The following is a 19,097-nucleotide window of genomic DNA, read 5'->3' on the forward strand; positions in this document are numbered from 1 at the left end:
TGAGCTCACTCAGGCGAGCGCTCAGGCGAGGCGGGGCACCGCTTCCAGCAGGGCCCGCGTGTAGTCGTGGCCGGGCTCGCCGACCACCTTCTCCGTGGGCCCGGACTCGACGACGCGGCCCTGGTGCATGACCGCGACGACATCGGAGACGTACCGGACGACAGCCAGGTTGTGCGAGATGAACAGCATCGACAGGCCCAGCTCGTCGCGGAGCGAGCGCACCAGGTTGAGCACCGCGCCCTGGACGGACACGTCGAGCGCGCTGGTGATCTCGTCGGCGACCAGCAGATCGGGCCCGGCGCCGAGCGCCCGGGCGACGGCGACCCGCTGCCGCTGGCCGCCGGACAGCTCGCGCGGATAGCGCCCGGCCAGGTCGGCGGGCAGCGAGACGAGCCCGAGCAGCCGATCCACCTCGGCCCGCCGCCCCGCCCGGTCACGCCTTACCCCCTCCCCCACCGACTCGCCGACCGTCATGCGCGGGTCCAGGGAGGCGTACGGGTCCTGGAAGACCATCTGGACGTCGCGCGCCCCGTCGATCCGGCCCGTGTACGGCACCAGGCCGCTCACCGCCCTGGCCAGCGACGACTTGCCCGATCCCGACTCGCCGACGAGCCCGACGATCCGGCCAGGGGGGATCTCCAGCGTGACCCGGTCGACCGCGGTGAACGCGCCGAAGCGCACGGTCAGGTCTTCGATGATCATTTGACCTCCCAGCAGGCCACGCGGCCCGCTTCGCCGTACGGGATGAGCGGGGGACGTTCGGCGGCGCAGCGGGCGGTCGCCAGGGCGCACCGGTCCGCGAAGGCGCAGCCGGGGCCCACGTCCGAGGGGGCGGGCTGGCGGCCGGGGATGCTCGCGAGGGGTTTGTCGCGGTCGGTGGCCATGTCAGGCAGGGAGGCGATGAGCGCCCGCGTGTACGGGTGCGCGGCCTCGGCGGCCAGCCGGCGGACGGGCAGCTCCTCCACGACCCGGCCCGCGTACATGACCATGACCCGGTCGCACAGCTCGCCCACCACGGCGATGTCGTGCGTGATGAACAGCGCGGCCGCGCCGCTCTCCTCGGTGACCTCGCGCAGCAGCCGCAGGATCTGCCGTTGCACGGTCACGTCGAGCGCCGTGGTCGGCTCGTCGGCGATGATCAGCCTCGGCGTGGCCATCAGGCCCATCGCGATCACCGCGCGCTGCCGCATGCCGCCGGACAGCTCGTGCGGGTGCTGCCGGGCGCGCGCGGCTGGGTCGGGCAGGTGGACGTGTCCGAGCCGGTCCACGGCGCGCCGGTTCGCCTCGGCCCGCCCGGCGCCCTGGTGCACCCTCGCCACCTCGGCGAGCTGCCCGCCCACCCGCAGCGCCGGGTTGAGCGAGGCCATGGGGTCCTGGAACACCATGGCCAGCGTCGTGCCGAGCTCCTTGCCCGACAGCGTGGCGACGTCCCGGCCGCCGAGCAGCAGCCGCCCGTAGGCGACCGTGCCCGGATAGGGGACGAGCCCGCCGATCGCGGCGGCGGTCAGGCTCTTGCCGCTGCCCGACTCCCCCACCAGGCCGACGATCTCGCCGGGGGCGATGCTCAGCGACAGCCCGCGCACGGGTGTCACGCCGCCGGGGAACGCGACGGTCAGGTCCCTGACCTCCAGCACCGCGTCGGGGTCCGGCTCGCCGGGATCGGCCGGTACGGCCGCGTCCGAAGCCTTGCCCGCCGCGGCGGTACGGGCGGCGGCCTTGGCCATGGCGTCGCCCAGCAGGTTGAACCCGATTCCGGCGAGCGCGATGGCCGCCGCCGGGCCGAGAGCGACCTCGGGCGTGACGTAGATGCGGGCGAACCCGTCGAACAGCAGCCGGCCCCAGTCGAACGACGGCGGCTGCACGCCCAGGCCGAGGAACGACATCCCGGCCAGGCCGAGCAGGGCGCCGCCGAGCGCCTGGGTGAGCTGCAGGATGAGCGGCTCGGCGATGTTGGGCAGCACGTGCCCGGTCAGGATCCGGCGGCGGGACACGCCGAGCATGCGGGCGGCCGACACGTAGTCGGACCCGGCGACGGTCGCGGCCAGCGTCTGGGTGAGCCGGGCGAATCCGGGCGCGATGGCCACCCCGATGCCCAGGACCGCGCCGCGGGCGCCCAGCCCGGAGACGACCGCCGTGAACATGGCCAGCAACAGCCCGGGGAAGGCGACCAGGGCGTTGACCAATCCGGTGATCAGCCGGGCGGGCCGGCCCGGCAGCACGGACGGGAGGGCACCGAGCAAGATCCCGGCCAGACCGCCGATGAGCGTGGCGGCCAGCGCCAGCGCCAGGGAGAACCGGCCGGCCACGAGCACCCTGGCGAGCAGGTCGCGGCCCAGGCTGTCGGTGCCGAGCGGGTGGGCGGCGGACGCGCCCTGGAGGATGGCCGCCGCGTCGATGCGCTCGGCGCTCGCGCCCCAGACGGGCGGCCCGACGACGGCCAGCACGATCATGGCCGCGACGAGCACGGCTCCGGCGACCGCCGCGGGCGTGCGCGGCAGACGGGCCTTCACGAGGCACTCCCTGCCCGCACGGCCTTCACGCGGCACTCCCCGCGCGTGCGCGGTGGGCGAGACTTCACTCACGCCTCCCTGATCTTGGAGGTGGGGTCGAGCGCGGCCAGGGCCAGGTCGACGGCGAGGTTCACGACGAGCACGATCGCGCCGTAGACGAGGATGACGCCCTGGGCGACCGGATAGTCCTTCTGCGTGATCGACTCGACGATCTTCAGGCCGAGCCCCGGCCAGGCGAAGACGTACTCGACCAGCACGCTGCCCGCGATCAGCGCCGAGAGCAGCAGGCCGCCCAGGGTGAGGGTGGCGGTGAGCGTGTTGGGCAGCACGTGCCTGAGGTAGAGGCGGGCGGCGGGCAGGCGTTTGGCGCGCGCCAGCCGTACGTAGTCGGTGCCCAGCTCGCGCAGCGTCTCCGCGCGGGAGATGCGGGCGATCATCGCGATCGGGCCGATCGCCAGGGCGAGGACCGGCAGCACGTACGAGACGGCGCCGGCCTTGCCCGCGGGCGGGAACGCGCCGAGTCCGATGGCGAAGACGGTCACCAGCGCGATCGAGTACAGGAACTCCGGCACGGCGACGGCGGTGCCCGTCACGGTGGTGAAGGCGTAATCGGTGCCGCGGTTGCGGCCGTTCTCGGTGCGGACGGCCGCCCACATGCCGAGCGGCACCGCCACCAGCAGCGCCACCACGGTCGCCAGCAGGGCCAGGGCCAGCGTGTTGGGGAGCCGGGCGGCGACGATCTCGGCGACCGGCTCACCCGACAGGAACGAGGTCCCGAAATTTCCGGACAACACGTGGCCCGTGTACGTGAGGAACTGCTCGGGGATCGACCGGTCGAGCCCCAGCGCCGCCGTACGCGCCCGGACGAGCTCGATCGGCGCGGCCGGCCCGAGCGACGCCCGTACCGGATCACCCGGAATGAGGTGGATCATCGCGAAGGACGCGACGAGCAGCGCGGCTAGCGAGACGGCGAACCGCACGACCTGCCGCACCACCCACCGCGACCCGCGTGACCGCACCCGGCTCGGCGAGCCGGGCCCGGTCTTGTGGAGCTCGCGCACTCAGCCTCCTTGCGTGAGGCGGATCGAGGTCGGCACGAGGTCCCCGGCCATGATGCGGAACGTGGCGCCCTTTCCGGCGGCCAGGACGGTGTTCTCCACGACCGGGACCAGGTCGGCGTTCTCGAACAGCGCCGACTCGGCCTCCAGCCACAGCTTGCAGCCTTCGGCCGCCGGCTTTGCCGAGGCCTGCGCGACGAGCGAGGTGTAGCGGGAGTTGCTCAGGTGGGCGAAGTTGGCGCCCTTGGGCGCGGCCGGTCCCGACAGGAAACCGACGAGCTGGCTCGGCAGGGTGACGGAGATCGGCAGCCAGATGGCGTCCCAGTCCTGGGTGACGTTGAGCGACTCGGCCAGCTTGGCGTCGATGATGCCGTTCAGCTTCACCTCGACGCCGGCCTTCTTCCAGGCGGCGCCCAGGTACTCGGCCGCCGCCTGGACCCCGGATCCCCTGGTGGTGGGGTAGACGAAGCGCAGCGTCAGCCGCTTGCCGTCCTTGACCCGGACGCCGTCGGCGCCCGCTCGCCATCCCGCCGCGTCCAGGGCGGCGGCGGCCGCGGCCGGGTCGCCGGCGGGCACGTGCCCGGTGACCGTGTCGCCCTGGCAGGGCCGCGGGTCGAGGACGAGGCCGGTGGCGGGCCGGCCGGTGCCGCTGGCGGCGATCCCGGACAGTTCCTTGAGGTTGACGGCCTGGGTGAGCGCCTTGCGTACGGCCGGGTCGTGGGCGGGCCGGTCGTCGCCCTGGTGGTAGAAGAACTGGCCGTTCCCGAAGGGCAGGACGTTCTTGACGACTCCCGGGGTGGCCGCCACACGGGTGCGGTCGGGGCCGTAGAAGACGGCACCGTTGAGCGTGCCGGCGACGAGCAGGTTGGCGGCGGTCTGCTCGTTGGGCACGACCTTCAGCGTGACCGTCTCGGGCAGGTCCTTGACCGTGGCCCCGCCGGGGCCCCAGACGTACTCCCTGCGGACCTTGAAGGTGTAGTGGTCGCCCGAGACCGACTCGGTGAGCCGGTAGGGGCCGGAGCCGGAGGTGCCGTGGGCGAGCACCGAGCGGTCCTTGACGCCCTTGCCGCACACGATGAACATCTGCTGGGTGCTCTCCAGGATGAAGCTGAAGGGCTCGGGCGTGGACAGGGTCACGGTGCCCGCCGCGTCGTCCGCCTTGGCCTTCATCCCGGCGGGCACGAGAACGCCGTAGATGGGCGACTTGGTGGCGGGGTCGGCGATGTGGTTGACGTTGTCGGCCACGTCGGAGGGGGTGAGCTTGGCGCCGTCGGAACAGGTGGCGTCCTTGCGCAGGGTGAAGGTCACCGAGTCGGGCTTGACCTGCCATTTCTCGGCGAGTCCCGGGACGATCCGGCCGTCGTCGCCAACGCCGACGAGTGTGTCGTACGCGAACCCGAGCACCTGGTTGGTGACCGACAGCACGCCCATGGCGGGGTCGAGCACGCCGGGGTCGGCGCTGATGGCGAAGGAGAACGTGCCGCCGGTGACCGGCGCGCCCGTCCCCGAGCCGGTGCCTGATTGTGTGCCCGTGGTGCCGCCGCAGGCCGCGGCGAGCAGGGCCACGGCGACGAGCGCGGCTGGTTTTCTCATGTGGGGCGCTCCAGGGGAGGGGGATCTGAGGCACCACCCTGGTCGCTGACCGTAGATCGTTCTTCGTGTGCTGTAACGAAAAGCGCGGCAGGAGTGGTGCTATCGCCCGAAGATGCGCATCTGGAGCATGACGGTGAGCCGCGCGTCGGCGTCGGACAGGTCCAGCCCGCTGATCTCGGTGAGCCGCTTGAGCCGATACCGGAAGGTGTTGGCGTGTACGTGGACCCTGGCCGAGGCGGCGTTGACGTCGCCGAACGCGTCGAGGTAGGCCCGCAGCGTGGCGACCAGGTCGCTGCCGTGCTCGGCGTCGTGGTCGAGCAGCCGCTGGTAGGGGCCGGTCGGCGCCTGGTCCTCCGCCGCCGCCACGTCGGCGACCTGGAGCAGCAGCGACTCGAAGTGCACGGCGGTGTAGCCGGCGACCTGGCCCGTCGCGCCGCGGGCGAGCAGCACGCGCAGCGCCCGGTCGGCGTCCGCGCGGGACCTGGCGACGTGGGCGAGGCTGGCGGCCAGGCGGCCGACGCCGATGCTGGCCGAGTGCCGCGGCCCGACCCTGGCCAGGAAGCTCTCCGCCACGCGTACGGCCCGCGCCTCCTCCTCACCGCCCGCCTGCAGCGGCAGCACGGCGTAGGCCACCGAGCCGACGAGCGCGGCGGCCGCCTTGGGGTGGATGGCGCCGACGTGCAGCGCGAGCGCGTCGGCGAAGCGCTGCCGGTCGCTCTCGGCGCGCGCCGGGTCGTCGTCGGCGGGATGCGCGAGCTGGGCGGCGAGCACGCACAGCCGGGCGGTGGCGATGCCGAGCCGCGCGGCGGCCTCGGGCGCGTCGGCGCCGCCCGCGAGCACGGTGGACAGCAGGTCGGTACGGAGGCGCCGCTGGCTGTCGGCGCCGGCCCGCTCCCGCAGCAGTTGCAGGGCGACGATCTTGGCCGCGTCGGCGAGCGCGCGCTGCCGCTGAGGGGTGAGCGGCTCGCGGACGGCGGCCCAGATGGAGCCGAGGATCTCGTCACCCGTCCGCACGGCGACGGCCGCCCGGTTGATGCTGTCGCCGTCGAGTTCGAGGTAGACGGGCTCGTGGCTCTGGTAGAGCAGCTTGAAGAAGCCGTTCTCGTCGAGCATCCGCTGGTAGCGCTCGGGCACCTGACGGCCGAGCACGGTGTCGATCCGGCCCTGGTCGGCCTCGTCCTGCCGTTCGGAGTAGGCCAGCACCCGCGCGGACCTGTCCTCGATCGTGACGGGCGCGTCGAGCAGCGCGCAGACCGCGTTGGCCAGCGAGAACAGGTCGCCCTGCGGCTCCTCCCCCGGCCCGCCCAGGTCACCCTCCGCCAGCAGGGAGCGCAGCAGGGCGGCGACCTGGGCCCAGGAGGCGGCCCTGGTGAGGCCGAGCACGGCCACACCGGTCTCCAGCACGGTCGCGCGCACCTGCTCGTCGGCGTCCACGGGCAGCTTGACCACCACGCCGGCCGCCGCCAGGGCCCGCGTGAGCAGCGAGCAGATCTCCGCCGTGCCCTGCACGCCGACGGCCAGCAGGATGCCGCCCGGCGGGACGATCAGCTCGTCGAGCGGGTCGAAGATGTGCACTCCGGTCACCTCGGCGTCGAGGTCGCCCGGCGAGGCGGCCACGTCGATCACGGTGCTGCCGAGGTCGTTCAGGATCCGTCCTAGGCTGGCGCGCGGGCGGTCGTTCATCCACTCACCGTAGTCCGGCCCGAAGCCGTTGTTCGGTCCGGAGCGGGTGAGCGGGCGGCCGTTCGCCCGCTCACCGTGGTCCGGCATGTTCAGCTGATCTTCGGAGTGGCGCGCGCTCCCAGGTGGATGTACGGCGAGCCGTCCTCGAGCCGGTAGAACACGGCGGACAGCCAGTCCGGATCCCCCTCCCGGCGGCAGACGAAGGTGACCTCGTCCACGGGGACGAGCTTCATCTCCATCGGCGGCTGGAGCGCGGCCAGGGCGCCGGTGGCCTCGCTGAGGATCCACAGCTCGCCGTCACGGACGGTCAGCGTGGAGCGGGACCCGGCCCGCTCGTAGACACCCACGTAGCCGTCGACGTCGACCTGGACGGGCGTCTCCGGCGGCCCGAGCCTGCGCGGCACGCTCAGGCCGTCCAGCTCGGCGAACAGCTCGGTGGCCACGGCGTGCGTGAACGCGCCGCTGTGCCCGCCATTGGCGGTGACGCACACGATCGTGCCGGTGTCCGGTACGGCCCACAGCATGGCGTGCTGGCCGATGGTGTTGCCACCATGGGAGATGACCTGGTGACCGTCCCATTCGTCGAGGATCCAGCCGATGCCCCACTGCCTGCCCAGCGCGTACGGGTTGGGGATGTCGACCTGTGGCTCCCACATGGCGCGCGGGTCGTCCAGGAGGCCGCCTTCGAGGTGGGCGCGGGCGAACGCGACCACGTCGGCGGGCCGGGCGCAGATGAGCCCGGCGGGCCCGGCCGAGCGCATGAGGCCCCACACGGGGGCGGTCGCGCCGCCGTCGACATGGCCCATGGCGGCGCGGAAGCGCAGCACGTCCTCCGGCAGCGTCCAGGTGTGGGTGAGGCCGAGCGGTTCGACGATCTGCTCGCGCAGCACGTCGTCCCAGCGCTTGCCTTCGAGCTTCTCCAGGATGCGGCCGGCGACGGTGAAGCCGGAGTTGCAGTAGGACTGGGTGGCGCCGAGCGGGTGGATCTGGGCCAGGTCGGCGCAGGCCGCGACGTACTTCTCCACGCAGTCGTCGCCGCGCCCGGTGTCGAGGAAGAGGTCGCCGTCGATGCCGCTGGTGTGGGAGAGCAGGTGCCTGATCGTGACGGTCTTGGAGACCTCCGGATCGGCCACCCTGAACTCGGGCAGCACCTCGGCCACCGGCGTGTCGAGCGTCAGCCGGCCGCGCTCGATCTGCCGCATGAGCAGGGTCGCGGTCCACACCTTGGTCACGGACCCGATCTGGAACAGCGAGTCGGGTGTCGCCTCGACCCCCGTGTCCTTGTTGAGGGTGCCCGCCGCGAACTCGTGTACCTCGCCCCGGTGCAGGTAGGCCAGCGCGGCCCCCGGCACCTCGTGCTCGGCGATCAGCTCGGCGAGCCGGTGACCCATTGCTCCAGCCACGTGATGATCCTCTCGTTGAAGTCGTACCGGTGTGAGGGGCGCCCGTTGAGAATGAACAAGTGCGAGGCGCCCGGATAGCGGACCAACCGGACCGGCACCCCCTGCTCGCGCAGCGCGGCGAACCACTGCTCGGCCTGGCCGACCGGACAGCGGTCGTCGCTGTCGCCGTGCAGGAGCAGGGTGGGGGTGGTGACGCGGGCCACCTGGGCGATCGGCGACTGGGCCTGGAGGTCGCCCCGGCATTCGTACGCCTTGATGAGGGACCCGGCGTCGGATGTGCCCGCCATGCTGGCGAGATCGCTGACGCAGCCGCCGGGGATGGCCGCCTTGAACCTGCCGGTCCTGGTCGACAGCCAGCACGCCATGTAGCCACCGTAGCTGTAACCGGCGACGGCCAGCCGGTCAGGATCGGCGACGCCCTCCGCCACCAGGTCGTCCACGGCCGCGAGGAAGTCCTGCTCGTCGGCCAGCCCCCAGGCGCCGATGGTGGCGGTGAAGAAGTCCTCGCCGTACCCGTCGCTGGCGCGCGGATTGACCAGCAGGACGGTCCAGCCGTCGGCGGCGAGCCGCTGGTGGTAGAGGTGGGCGCCGTCGAAGGCGGGCGACCACGCGTTGTGCGGGCCGCCGTGCACGTCGAGCAGCAGCGGGCCAGGGGTGGTGCGCGTCTCGTCGCGCAGCACGAAGCCCTCGATGGGGGTGCCGTCGGGGGCGGTGAAGGTACGCGGGCGTAGGGTGAACAGGTCGACGTCCGGGAGGGCGTGGTGGGTGAGGGGCTCGCCGTCGAGGTAGACGTCACCGGCGCTGAGCGGGGAGGAGGCGACCCAGGCGACCCGGCCGGCGGCCACGGACACGCCGGACACCGTGAAGTCGTTGCCGACGATCTTGCCAGCCTTTCCGGCGGTTGGCCCGCTCGGCAGGCGGTACAGGTGCGTGCGGCCTTGGTCGCGGGCGCAGAACAGCAGGTCGTCGCCCAGTAGCGCGGGGACGGCGCCGGGGTAGCCGGGGGCGCCGGTCATGACGTTGCGGTCGAGCCCGGTCTCCACCTCTTCCAAGGCGTCAGGCCCGAGCGTGTACAGGCGGGCATGACCGATGGCTTCGCGCAGCCCGGCCACCATGAGCCGGTCACGGTCGGGGGCGGCGAGCCACCAGGCGCCGGTGCAGATGAGGTCCGGCCCGGTGAGCCGCTCCGGTTTGCCCGGCACCGGGCCGGTGGCGTCCACCGCGTACACCGCGCTCTCCACCACCAGGTCACGGTCGGCCGCCATGCTCGCCGCGAACGCCAGCCGCAGCCCGTCCGGCGACCACGACGGCTCGCCCGCGTGGAACCCGCCCTCGGTCACCTGGACGGCGTCCCCCGTCGCCACGTCCACCACGAACAACTGCGTGGTCAGGCCGCGTAGCAACCCGGTGCCGTCGGCCTTGTACTCCAGGGTGTCGGCCACGACCGGCGCGTGGGGGTCGAGGTCTCCGTACGGCGCGCTGTAGGCGATCCGGCTGCCGTCCGGCGACCACACGGGCGCACCGGCGCCGAGCGACGCCGAGGTGAGCGGGCGCGGCTCGCCGCCGTCCATCGGCAGCAGGTGAATCTGCGCGTGCCCGTCGACAGGCCGCAGGAAGGCGAGCAGCCGACCGTCGGGCGACCAGCGCGCCGCGCTCCCGGAGGCGAGCCGGCGCGGCTCGGATCCGGGGGCGGCGAGCCAGATCTCGGCCTGGTTCTGGTCGGAGTCGCGGTCGGCGGTGGTGAGCGTGTAGGCGACGGCGCCGCCATCGGGGCGCAGCCTCGGGTCGGATGGGACCGCGATGCGGTAGAGGTCGTCGAGGACGAGGCGTGGCATGACCGTACGGTAGGCCCGGCCGGGTCGCGGCATCTTCGGCACATCCGACGAAGGCCACCGCTCCCGTTGTGCGAAACACCAACGAACACGACCGCGCAACGCGACAGGAAGACAGCGCGCCTAGGACAACGGCTCGCACACCGTGAACGTCACGCTCTTGCGGTCCTTCGAGGGTGTCAGCAAGTGGAAGACGATCGTGTGCCGGCCCGGGTCGAAGGCGCCGAAGGGGTTGCGCCGGTTCTTGGTCGAACCGGTCACCCAGTCCGTCTTCCATCCCTCGTCCTGGCCGTCCACGACCCAGCGGTACCCGTATTCGACCTGCTTGCCTGTCGGGCCCGTGAGCAAGGCGACGGGGAAGAGGCTGGGCGAGTAGCAGTTCGGTCCGGTCTGCTGACCGTCCAGGGTCAACGACGCCAGGCGTACGGTTCCTGCGGCCGCGGTCTTGGTCGTGGTTTTCCGCGGGGAGGCCGTAGGTTTGGGCGTCGGCTGCCTCGCGACGGAGCTGGTGGGCTTCGAGTCGCCGGTCCGGGTGGGGCGCGACTTCTTGACCGGCGGGCTGGGTGTCTTGTCGGTGCCCTGTTTCTTGGCCGACGGACTGGGGGTCGTGGTGGCCTGCTGTTCCGTGGCTGACAGGAGGGGCCCGGCCGTCGGGGTCGTCGTGTCGGGCAGCAACATGATCGCCCCGGCCACCAAGCCGCCGGACACCGCCAGTGCCCCGGCGCCCGCCAGCAGCGCCTTCCAACGCGGGCTGCTCACGGGAGGACCCGCCGTACCGCCTCGACGGCCCGTCAGGTCGCCCGCCGTACCGGCTCGATGGCCCGTCAGGTCGCCCGGCGTACCGGTGGGCGGGGCGCCGATGAGCCGGAGCAGGACGTCCTGCATGGCGGGCCGGGCGGCGGGGTCCTTGGCCAGGCAGGACAGCACGATCGGGCGCAGCGGACCCGGCAGGTCGCCCAGATACGGCTCCTCGTTGAGGATGCGGCGGAACACCGCGGGCAGCGAGTCGTTGCCGAACGGCGGGCTTCCTGTCGCGGCGAACACGATCACCGACGCCCACGCGAAGACGTCCACGGCGGGGCCGAGCGGGGCGCCCGCGAGTTGCTCGGGCGCCATGTAGGCAGGGGTTCCGACGATGCTGCTCGTCACCGTCAGCGAATGCCCGGACGCGCGGGCGATGCCGAAGTCGATGACCCGCGGCCCGTCCCTGCCGAGCAGCACGTTGGCGGGTTTGAAATCGCGATGCACCACCCCCGCCCGGTGGATCGCCGCCAGCGCGGTCGCGGTCGCCACCGCGAGCCGCTGCAGGTCGGCGCCGACGTGGCGGCCCGCCTCGTGCAGCGAAGGCCCTTCGACGTACTCGGTCACGATGTACGGCCGGCCGCCCAGCGAGGCGTCGAGCACCTGAGCGATGCAGAACGGCTCCACCCGGCGCGCCGCGTCGATCTCCTTGGCGAAGCGATGATCAGCGGCCACGCCGTCGGCCAGCAGTTTGACCGCGACCGGCCGCCCGTCGGGACCCTGGCCGAGGTAGACCACCCCCTGACCGCCCGCGCCCAGACGCCCGGACAGCCGATAAGGCCCCACGACCTGGGGATCTTCTGGCAGGAGCGGGGTCATCAGTCGTCGCTCGGGCAGATGGTGAACGAGAAGGCCTTCGACACCGCTTGGGGGGAGGTGAGGCGGAGGGTGACCCGGTGGGTGCCTTCCGTCTGCACGAGCGGGCCGAAGACCGTCTGGGTGTGGGATTCGGCGATGACGCTCTCAGAGCGCGACACCACCCGCCCGTTCAGGATCCATTCGTAGCGGAAGTCGGTGGACAGCTTGGTCCCCTCGACCAGGCCGGAGATGTTGCCATGGTTGTACACGCAGTCCGGGGTGTCGGCGTGCCTGGGACCGATGACTCGCACCCACACGATCCGGAAGGAACCGCTGCCCGATGACGATTTCGACGACGAGGTCGTGGGTTTGGGGGCGGTCTTTGTCGGTTTCACGGTCTGGGTTGGCTTCGAGGTCTGTGTCGGTTTCACGGTCCGCGTCGGCTTCGGAGTCTGTTTGACGGTCGGCTTCGTCGGGTTCTTGGTCTTCGGGTGCTGAGGCGTTTTCGTCTTCGTCGGGGTAGGCGTCGCGGTAGTGGTGAACGCCAGTGACAGCGTGCTCGGCCGCGTTTCCCGGAGATCCCAGACGCTCGTGGCGCCCCAGGCGACGGCGCTCGCGACGACCAGCGCCCCCGCACCGGAGACGCCCGCGACGAGCGCTGTCCTGGCCCCGCGCCGCCGCCCGGGAACCGTGGCCGGACCGCGGCCACCGGCACCGTCCGGATGCCCGGGGGCGTGTCCGAGGCCGCCGGCACCGTCCAGACGGCCGGGGGCGGGTCCGCCCAGAAGCTGCAGTAATACGTCTCGCATGGCCGGCCGGTGCGGCGGATCCTTGGCCAGGCACCCCAGCACGATCGCGCGCAACGGTTGCGGAAGATCGCCGACCTGCGGCTCGTTGTGCAGGATCCGGTTGATCACCGCGGGCAGCGAATCCTCACCGAACGGCGGCACCCCGGTCGCGGCGAACACCATCACCGACGCCCACGCGAACACGTCGACCGCCGGCCCGATCCCCTCGCCGGCGAGCTGCTCGGGCGCCATGTACGCGGGCGTCCCCACGATGCTGCTGGTAGCCGTCATCCCCGATTCGACGGACCGGGCGATCCCGAAGTCGATCACCCGCGGGCCACCCTGTCCGAGCAGCACGTTGGCGGGCTTGAAGTCGCGATGAACGATGCCCGCCTGATGAATGGCCGCCAGCGCGGTCGCGGTCGCCACCGCGAGCCGCTGCAGGTCGGCGCCGACGTGGCGGCCCGCCTGCTGGAGCGAAGGCCCTTCGACGTACTCGGTCACGATGTACGGCCGGGCACCCAGCGAGGCATCGAGGACCTGAGCGATGCAGAACGGCTCCACCCGGCGCGCCGCGTCGATCTCCTTGGCCAAGCGCTCATTGGCGAGTCCATCGCGCAGCACTTTGACCGCGACCGGCCGGCCGTCGGGCCCCTGGCCCAGATAGACCACCCCTTGACCGCCCGCGCCCAGACGCCCGAACAGCTGGTAGGGACCCACGGCAGTGGGGTCGCCCTCCCGGAGGGGTTCGACGTGCGCCATGGAGCTCCTGTGACAAGGGTAGGGATCTTCGGCACCATAGCGGGAAATGTCAGATCTAGTGAGCCAGTCGGGTAAACCAGAGCTTCTGGAATGGAAGCGCGCGCTTCTCCATGCGCGGCAAGCCAGGGTCGCCGCCGATCTGGGGGCATCCCCATTTACCGGCTTTACAGGCGGACGACAAGCAGGGCGATGTCGTCACGAGCGCCGCTGCTGACGTCCATGCCCGCCAGGAGGGCGTCGGCGAGGAGTCCGGGGTCGAGCCCGCCGCATCGGGCGAGTACGTCGGCCAGCCGGGCCAAGCCGACGTCGATGTCCCGGTCGCGGCGTTCGATGAGACCGTCGGTGTACAGGACGAGGGTGTCACCGGGTGTGTAGGAAAGCTCGGCCTGCGGGCGGGTGACATGTTCGGGGCGAGCGCCCAGCGGCGGGTCGGTGGCCTGGTCCAGCAGCGTGCAGGCGTTGCCCCGATGGCACAGGACGGGTGGCGGGTGGCCGGCGCTGCTGTAGGCGATGCGACGCCTCTTGGTGTCGATCACGGCCTTGACCGCGGTGGTGGCCAGCGCCCCTTCGAGCGAACGGGCGTACAAGCCGAGCACTTCCAGTGCCGGGGCCGGCTCTCTCAGGGCGCGGATCGCGGCGCTGAGCGCGCTGCGCAGCATCCCCATGGACGTGGCCGCTTCCAGGCCGTGCCCCACGACGTCACCGACCGCGACGGCGAAGCAGCCGTCCGGCAGGTCGACGACGTCGTACCAATCGCCGCAGACGTTCAGCGTCTCCACCGCGGGCAGGTAGCGCACCTCGATCTCGGGGTGCAGGTCCAGGTCGGGGCAGCGCAGCATGGCCTCCTGCAAGGCGAGGGCGACCTGGTGTTCACGGGTGTGGGCCAGGCGGAGTTCCTCGTTCAGCCGCTGTAGTTCCTGTGCCCTGCCGTACAGCTCGGCCTCCATCTCCGCACGCCCCGGTGAGCGGCGGGTGGTGGGCCGCCGCGGGCCGAAGGAGCGGACGAACTCCGTCACGTCCTCGACCCGGTGGATGATCCACGCCAGCGTCCCGTCCGGTGCCAGGACAGGGGTGTTGATCGGGGACCACCAGCGCTCCTCGAACGCTCCAGGACACCCGGCGAGCGGGATGTCGTACTTCTGCAGCGCCATCGTGTCAGGCACCCGGTAGGCCAGCACCCGGTTCAGTGAGGCGCTCAGGTTCTTCACGCCGTTGGCGTGGGGATCCTCGGGGTTGTCAGGGAAAGCGGCGAAGATGTGCTGCCCGATCAGGTCCTCGGCGGTGCGGCCGGTCGCGCGCAGGTAAGCCCAGTTCACATCGACGATCATCAGATCCGGGTCCAGCACCAGGCATGGGGCCGGCGTCACGGCGAACAGCGCCGCGTAGTCGACCCGCGGCGTGGTCGGCCTTCGCGTGCCCGGCCGGCGAGAGCTGGTGAGCCTGCTCACGTCACCCACTCTATGAGGTGTTTTACCTGGTCACCACAGGTGAGGCCGCCTTTCGGCACACCTCCCTGCCGCCTCCCGGGAATATTGCGTTGCGTGACGGCGCTGAGCGCCTCACTATGGTCCTCATGTTCAGGCACGATCACCTCGCGACGCCCGCCAACGCGGGCGCGTTCGAGCGTGCCTGCGACGGCCTGGAGCGCTGACCTCTTCCCGTAAGTCCTAGGTGACCCGGCGGGGGGAGGTAGTCGGCCCGTGCGGGTCACAGCACATCCAGGACACAAGAGGAAAGAATCATGGCCAAGCAGGCCTATATCCGTAACAAGCCGCATCTCAACATCGGCACCATGGGCCACGTCGACCACGGCAAGACCACGCTGACCGCCGCGATCACCAAGGTGCTCGCGCAGCGGGGCCAGGCGACGTACACGCCGTTCGAGCGGATCGACCGCACGCCCGAGGAGGCCGTGCGCGGCATCACGATCAACATCTCGCACGTCGAGTACGAGACCGACACCAGGCACTACGCCCACGTGGACATGCCGGGCCACGCCGACTACGTGAAGAACATGATCACGGGGGCGGCGCAGCTCGACGGCGCGATCCTCGTCGTGTCCGCGCAGGACGGCATCATGCCGCAGACCAGGGAGCACGTGCTGCTCGCCCGGCGGGTCGGCGTCGAGCACCTGGTCGTCGCGGTCAACAAGGCCGACGGCGCCGACCCGGAGCTGACCGACCTGGTCGAACTCGAGCTGCACGACCTGCTCGCCGAGCACGGCTACCGGGACGTCCCGATGGTCCGGGTCTCCGGGCTGCGGGCGCTGGAGGGCGACCCCGAGTGGACGGCGTCCATCGGCGCGCTGCTCCAGGCGGTCGACGACCACATCCCGGTGCCGGTCCGGTACGTGGACGCGCCGTTCCTGATGCCGGTGGAGAACGTGCTCACGGTCACCGGCCGGGGCACGGTCGTCACGGGCGCCATCGAGCGTGGCGCGGTCCGGGTGGGCGACTCGGTGGACGTCGTCGGGTTCGAGTCCGGCTTCACCGCCGTAGTGACCGGGGTGGAGACGTTCGGGAAGACGATGGAGCGGGGTGAGGCGGGTGACAACGCCGCCGTGCTGCTGCGCGGTGTCCGCCGCGACCAGGTGCGGCGGGGCATGGTCCTGGCCGCGCCCGGCAGCCAGCGCGCCCGCCGGTCGTTCACCGCCCGGATCTACCTCCTCACGCCGGAGGATGGCGGGCGGCGCCGGCCGATCGCGTCCGGCTACCGGCCGCAGTTCTACCTGCGCACCACCGACGTACCCGGCCGGCTCCTCCTGGACGACTCCGCCCAGCCGGGCGACACGGTCGAGGTACAGGTCGAGCTGGGCAAGGCCGTCGCTCTGGAGCCGGGGCTCGGCTTCGCGATCCGCGAGGGCGGCCTGACGGTCGGCGCGGGCACGGTGCTGGAGGTGCTGGACGACATGCCTGCTTGACGTCCGTCGCGAGCACGGTCCACGCAGTCGGGGCGGGCACGGTTACCGTGCCCGCCCTATGGGCGGGCCTGCTCGATCCCGCGTGTCGCTTTCTGTCACCAAACTTTTGGCGGCTGATCTATGAGCCACCGTACATGTGGATCTTCGCCCACACCTTGTGGCCTACCTCGTCGTTGCCTTCGTAGCCGACTTGGTCGGCGATCGTGGAGACAAGGGCCAGCCCCCGGCCACACTCCGAATTGGGCCGGCAGCGTACGCCCAAGCGGGGGACAACACCCACTCTGACCTGCGCGAACCTGCCGGTTTCCGTGATCGTTGTCCCACGGCGGATTTGATCGATCCCCATTCGCCCGCACAAGGGATGACCGCATCTTGACGACCGGTAACGCTCACGGAGAGAAGGAGGGGCGGACGTCCAGCAAAGCGCATACAGTCGGCAGTCGAGTGACTACACTACGCAGCGTGACCCCCGCATATGCCCTGACCTACACTCAAGACATGAGCGACGGCGCCTTCGAGGTCCCACTGAACGAAGCCGACGGCCACCTGCCCGAGGTCATCAGTGCCGCCTCCGAGCGTGGCGCGATCGCATACCTGACCGATCACGGCCGCCGAGTGGCCGCCATTGTTCCCGCCGACGACGCCTGGTACTGGGTGCCCGGCTGGCAGGCGGCCGAAGCCGAGGCCGAGGCGGACTTTCGAGATGGCCGCAGCCGACGTTTCGAGAGCATGGATGAGCTCTTCTCCGAGAGCGACGCTATTCGCGGGGAGCCATCCCCTTGAAGTACGAGCGGTCTGACTCGTTTCTACGGGATCTCTCACGACTACCCCCAGAGCACTACACGCTGTTCAAAGAGACGGTCTGCAAGCACTTTCTTCCCGCGCTCGCCCAGGGCGCCCACACCGGCCACGCGCCCTGGCCCGTACGACTGCGCATCCACAAACTCACTGATACCGACGTCTACTCCTTGACATGGAACTTCACCTCACCGGACGGACGCGCCACCTTCCGCTTCGCCACGGAGGACGACGGCGAGACGATCCTGCAATGGCGGCGCATCGGCGACCACTCCATCTACGACCGCCCCTAAGAGCGGCCACCGCGACCTGAGCAACACCTCTTGCTTGTGCGGAATGTGACCATCGATTTACTATCGGTGAGCAATTCCAACAGGAAGGCGGCCGATGTCCGGCGATGGCTACCGGGTTCTGCTCCAGGCTCGCTCTTGGAGTAAGCGTCTCCGGGAAAAGGGCTTCACATGGGGTCAGATCGTCGACGTCCTCGCGCTCACCCACCGAGTGAGCTCGTTGCGGCTGTATCGACTGGCGCACGGCCGCACCGCAGCCGAGGTTGTGGCCATGGTCAACGACGCCGATCCGGCGGGGACCGCAGCACTGCGCGAGTCTCGGCTGTACGAATTCGAGTGCTGGCCGGGGGCAGGACGTCGGCCGCCCGCACGGCTGCTTGCCGTGCTGGCCAAGATCTACGAGACCGATGCGCAGAGTCTGCTCTGCGCATCGGTTGTCACCTCGTACAGTGCCGCTGATCGTGACCTGATCTGTGGTGCGGATTTCCGCGACATGGACGCCAATCGGCCACCGTCCCCGGATCGGGGAAGCCGTGTCACGATGGAATCGAGCTCAGCAGCCCCGCCCGCTGACAAGTCGCTCGTGGACGCCTCAGCGTGTATGCGGTTGCTGCGTGCCATCGGCGTCGAGGAGACCGACGTGAAGCGACGGGAACTGCTCTTCGAACTCGCCTTGGCGCTGGGCGGAAGCAAGGCATTGGATCTGCTGCGCGTGCTCACCCCGGAGGAGGAAGAACGCCTGGCCGGGGTGCTGCGCAGCACTTGGAGGGTGGACGCGGCGACGGTTAGCACGTTCGAGAAACTCTCGATGCAGGCGCATCAGGCCGACGACCGATCCGGGCCGGCCACGCTGCTGCCTGTCGTCGATAGACAGCGGGAGGCAGTCGGGCGGCTCCTCGTCCGCGAGCCGATGCTGCCGAACCTGCGAGACCGGCTCCTCAGTACATATGCACAGATGTCGCAGCTGGTGGGCTTCCTGGCCTATGACCTGCGCGAATACGCGGTGGCTGAGCAGTCGCTGAGTGACGCGTTGCGCGGGGCACTCGACCTCGGAGACCCGACATTGGTCAGCTACGCGCACTACTGGCTTGGTCGGGTGGCCGCTGACCAGAGCCGGACAGCTGCGGTTTTGGACCATGCCTTCGCTGTTCAGAGCTGGGCTTCTCGGTCTTCGAGCAAGCTGTCGCTGTCACTGCACGAGTCGCTGTTTTCGGTTGCCTACGCTGCGGAAGGCGATGCTTCAGCGAGTGCTCGCGCGCATGACCGCGCGCTCGCGTCGGCAGGAGCGCCAAAGGACAACGAGCCGGTGTTCCTGCACTGGATTTCGCCGTCGGCATTGGAACTTGGGAGATGCGCCTTGCTCGTCCGGCTGAATCAAGCCGGACCTGCCGTGGGGCCAGTAGTGACGGCAGCCCAACGATTTTTGACCGGGCTTGATCCGAAGTACAAGAGGCGACATGGGCTGGTACTTGCGCGGTACGCCAGCGCCTTGACGATGGCCAAGGAGATTCCAGAGGCGGCGGCCAAGCTTATGGATGCCGCCGAGATCACCAGGCAGCACAGCTCGGCTCGCCTGACCGATGAGATCGGCCAGGCACGAGCCCGGCTGGAGCCCTGGGCGGATACCACCTACGTTCGCCGACTGGACGAGACCCTACGATCCTGCGGCCTCACTTGGGCTTGTCCAACAGAAAGGGTCTGAGCTGACAGCATGGATGATCTCATCACCGAGCGCGACGCCATTCGCAGGGAGGTGGTCCGCTTTACCAGTTCAAAGACGTAGGCACTCAAAAGTTCCAGACCGGCATTCCGTCGATTCGCATGTCGATCAGCGCGTGCACTGCCCGAACGGCGGATAAGT

General features: G+C 70.7%; 14 protein-coding genes. 4 read left to right on the plus strand and 10 right to left on the minus strand.

Features of this window, described 5'->3' with window-relative positions; translation table 11 throughout:
* Positions 1 to 21: 21 nt before the first annotated feature.
* The 10 genes from ACQP2T_RS34170 to ACQP2T_RS34215 form a co-directional block, all read right to left on the minus strand.
* Positions 22 to 702 carry an ABC transporter ATP-binding protein gene (locus tag ACQP2T_RS34170; RefSeq protein WP_433509003.1) on the minus strand — a complete coding sequence of 227 codons (681 nt, stop codon included), beginning with the start codon at positions 700 to 702 and terminating at the stop codon, positions 22 to 24.
* A complete protein-coding gene (locus ACQP2T_RS34175) occupies positions 699 to 2,510 on the minus strand; it encodes a dipeptide/oligopeptide/nickel ABC transporter permease/ATP-binding protein (RefSeq protein ID WP_433509004.1) in 1,812 nt (603 codons plus the stop codon). Before ACQP2T_RS34175 ends, ACQP2T_RS34170 begins: the two co-directional genes overlap by 4 nt.
* Before the next feature lie 68 nt (positions 2,511 to 2,578).
* On the minus strand, positions 2,579 to 3,571 hold the full coding sequence (locus ACQP2T_RS34180) for an ABC transporter permease (RefSeq protein ID WP_433509005.1): 993 nt from the start codon (positions 3,569 to 3,571) through the stop codon (positions 2,579 to 2,581).
* A complete protein-coding gene (locus ACQP2T_RS34185; RefSeq protein WP_433509006.1) occupies positions 3,572 to 5,161 on the minus strand; it encodes an ABC transporter substrate-binding protein in 1,590 nt (529 codons plus the stop codon). It lies immediately after the preceding gene.
* A 99-nt stretch (positions 5,162 to 5,260) separates the two neighbouring features.
* Positions 5,261 to 6,931 (minus strand): PucR family transcriptional regulator, encoded by a 1,671-nt coding sequence (locus ACQP2T_RS34190; RefSeq protein WP_433509007.1) that lies wholly within the window; start codon positions 6,929 to 6,931, stop codon positions 5,261 to 5,263.
* A gap of 2 nt (positions 6,932 to 6,933) precedes the next feature.
* A complete protein-coding gene (locus tag ACQP2T_RS34195) occupies positions 6,934 to 8,247 on the minus strand; it encodes a serine hydrolase domain-containing protein (protein WP_433509008.1) in 1,314 nt (437 codons plus the stop codon).
* Positions 8,211 to 10,082 (minus strand): S9 family peptidase, encoded by a 1,872-nt coding sequence (locus ACQP2T_RS34200; RefSeq protein WP_433509009.1) that lies wholly within the window; start codon positions 10,080 to 10,082, stop codon positions 8,211 to 8,213. Before ACQP2T_RS34200 ends, ACQP2T_RS34195 begins: the two co-directional genes overlap by 37 nt.
* Positions 10,083 to 10,202: 120 nt before the next feature.
* On the minus strand, positions 10,203 to 11,699 hold the full coding sequence (locus tag ACQP2T_RS34205; protein ID WP_433509010.1) for a protein kinase domain-containing protein: 1,497 nt from the start codon (positions 11,697 to 11,699) through the stop codon (positions 10,203 to 10,205).
* Complete coding sequence (locus tag ACQP2T_RS34210; protein WP_433509011.1) at positions 11,699 to 13,228, minus strand: serine/threonine-protein kinase; 1,530 nt, start codon at positions 13,226 to 13,228, stop codon at positions 11,699 to 11,701. Before ACQP2T_RS34210 ends, ACQP2T_RS34205 begins: the two co-directional genes overlap by 1 nt.
* A gap of 164 nt (positions 13,229 to 13,392) precedes the next feature.
* On the minus strand, positions 13,393 to 14,676 hold the full coding sequence (locus tag ACQP2T_RS34215) for a PP2C family protein-serine/threonine phosphatase (protein WP_433509012.1): 1,284 nt from the start codon (positions 14,674 to 14,676) through the stop codon (positions 13,393 to 13,395).
* A gap of 293 nt (positions 14,677 to 14,969) precedes the next feature.
* Between ACQP2T_RS34215 and tuf the strand changes: the two genes are divergently transcribed.
* From tuf to ACQP2T_RS34235, 4 genes are all read left to right on the plus strand, one after another.
* Positions 14,970 to 16,148 carry an elongation factor Tu gene (gene tuf, locus ACQP2T_RS34220; protein WP_433509013.1) on the plus strand — a complete coding sequence of 393 codons (1,179 nt, stop codon included), beginning with the start codon at positions 14,970 to 14,972 and terminating at the stop codon, positions 16,146 to 16,148.
* A 498-nt stretch (positions 16,149 to 16,646) separates the two neighbouring features.
* A complete protein-coding gene (locus ACQP2T_RS34225; RefSeq protein WP_433509014.1) occupies positions 16,647 to 16,931 on the plus strand; it encodes a hypothetical protein in 285 nt (94 codons plus the stop codon).
* Positions 16,928 to 17,239 carry a hypothetical protein gene (locus tag ACQP2T_RS34230; protein WP_433509015.1) on the plus strand — a complete coding sequence of 104 codons (312 nt, stop codon included), beginning with the start codon at positions 16,928 to 16,930 and terminating at the stop codon, positions 17,237 to 17,239. Before ACQP2T_RS34225 ends, ACQP2T_RS34230 begins: the two co-directional genes overlap by 4 nt.
* A gap of 94 nt (positions 17,240 to 17,333) precedes the next feature.
* A complete protein-coding gene (locus ACQP2T_RS34235) occupies positions 17,334 to 18,938 on the plus strand; it encodes a hypothetical protein (protein WP_433509016.1) in 1,605 nt (534 codons plus the stop codon).
* Positions 18,939 to 19,097: the final 159 nt, after the last annotated feature.

The sequence above is a fragment of the Nonomuraea sp. CA-143628 genome (assembly GCF_050942315.1).
Classification (GTDB): Bacteria; Actinomycetota; Actinomycetes; order Streptosporangiales; family Streptosporangiaceae; genus Nonomuraea.

Excerpts from the sequence above, each read along its gene's own strand:
- ACQP2T_RS34225 (WP_433509014.1), top strand. The coding sequence starts at position 16,647 with ATGAGCGACGGCGCCTTCGAGGTCCCACTGAACGAAGCCGACGGCCAC.
- ACQP2T_RS34235 (WP_433509016.1), top strand. The coding sequence starts at position 17,334 with ATGTCCGGCGATGGCTACCGGGTTCTGCTCCAGGCTCGCTCTTGGAGT.
- ACQP2T_RS34170 (WP_433509003.1), bottom strand. The coding sequence starts at position 702 with ATGATCATCGAAGACCTGACCGTGCGCTTCGGCGCGTTCACCGCGGTC.
- ACQP2T_RS34190 (WP_433509007.1), bottom strand. The coding sequence starts at position 6,931 with ATGCCGGACCACGGTGAGCGGGCGAACGGCCGCCCGCTCACCCGCTCC.
- tuf (WP_433509013.1), top strand. The coding sequence starts at position 14,970 with ATGGCCAAGCAGGCCTATATCCGTAACAAGCCGCATCTCAACATCGGC.
- ACQP2T_RS34200 (WP_433509009.1), bottom strand. The coding sequence starts at position 10,082 with ATGCCACGCCTCGTCCTCGACGACCTCTACCGCATCGCGGTCCCATCC.
- ACQP2T_RS34185 (WP_433509006.1), bottom strand. The coding sequence starts at position 5,161 with ATGAGAAAACCAGCCGCGCTCGTCGCCGTGGCCCTGCTCGCCGCGGCC.
- ACQP2T_RS34210 (WP_433509011.1), bottom strand. The coding sequence starts at position 13,228 with ATGGCGCACGTCGAACCCCTCCGGGAGGGCGACCCCACTGCCGTGGGT.
- ACQP2T_RS34205 (WP_433509010.1), bottom strand. The coding sequence starts at position 11,699 with ATGACCCCGCTCCTGCCAGAAGATCCCCAGGTCGTGGGGCCTTATCGG.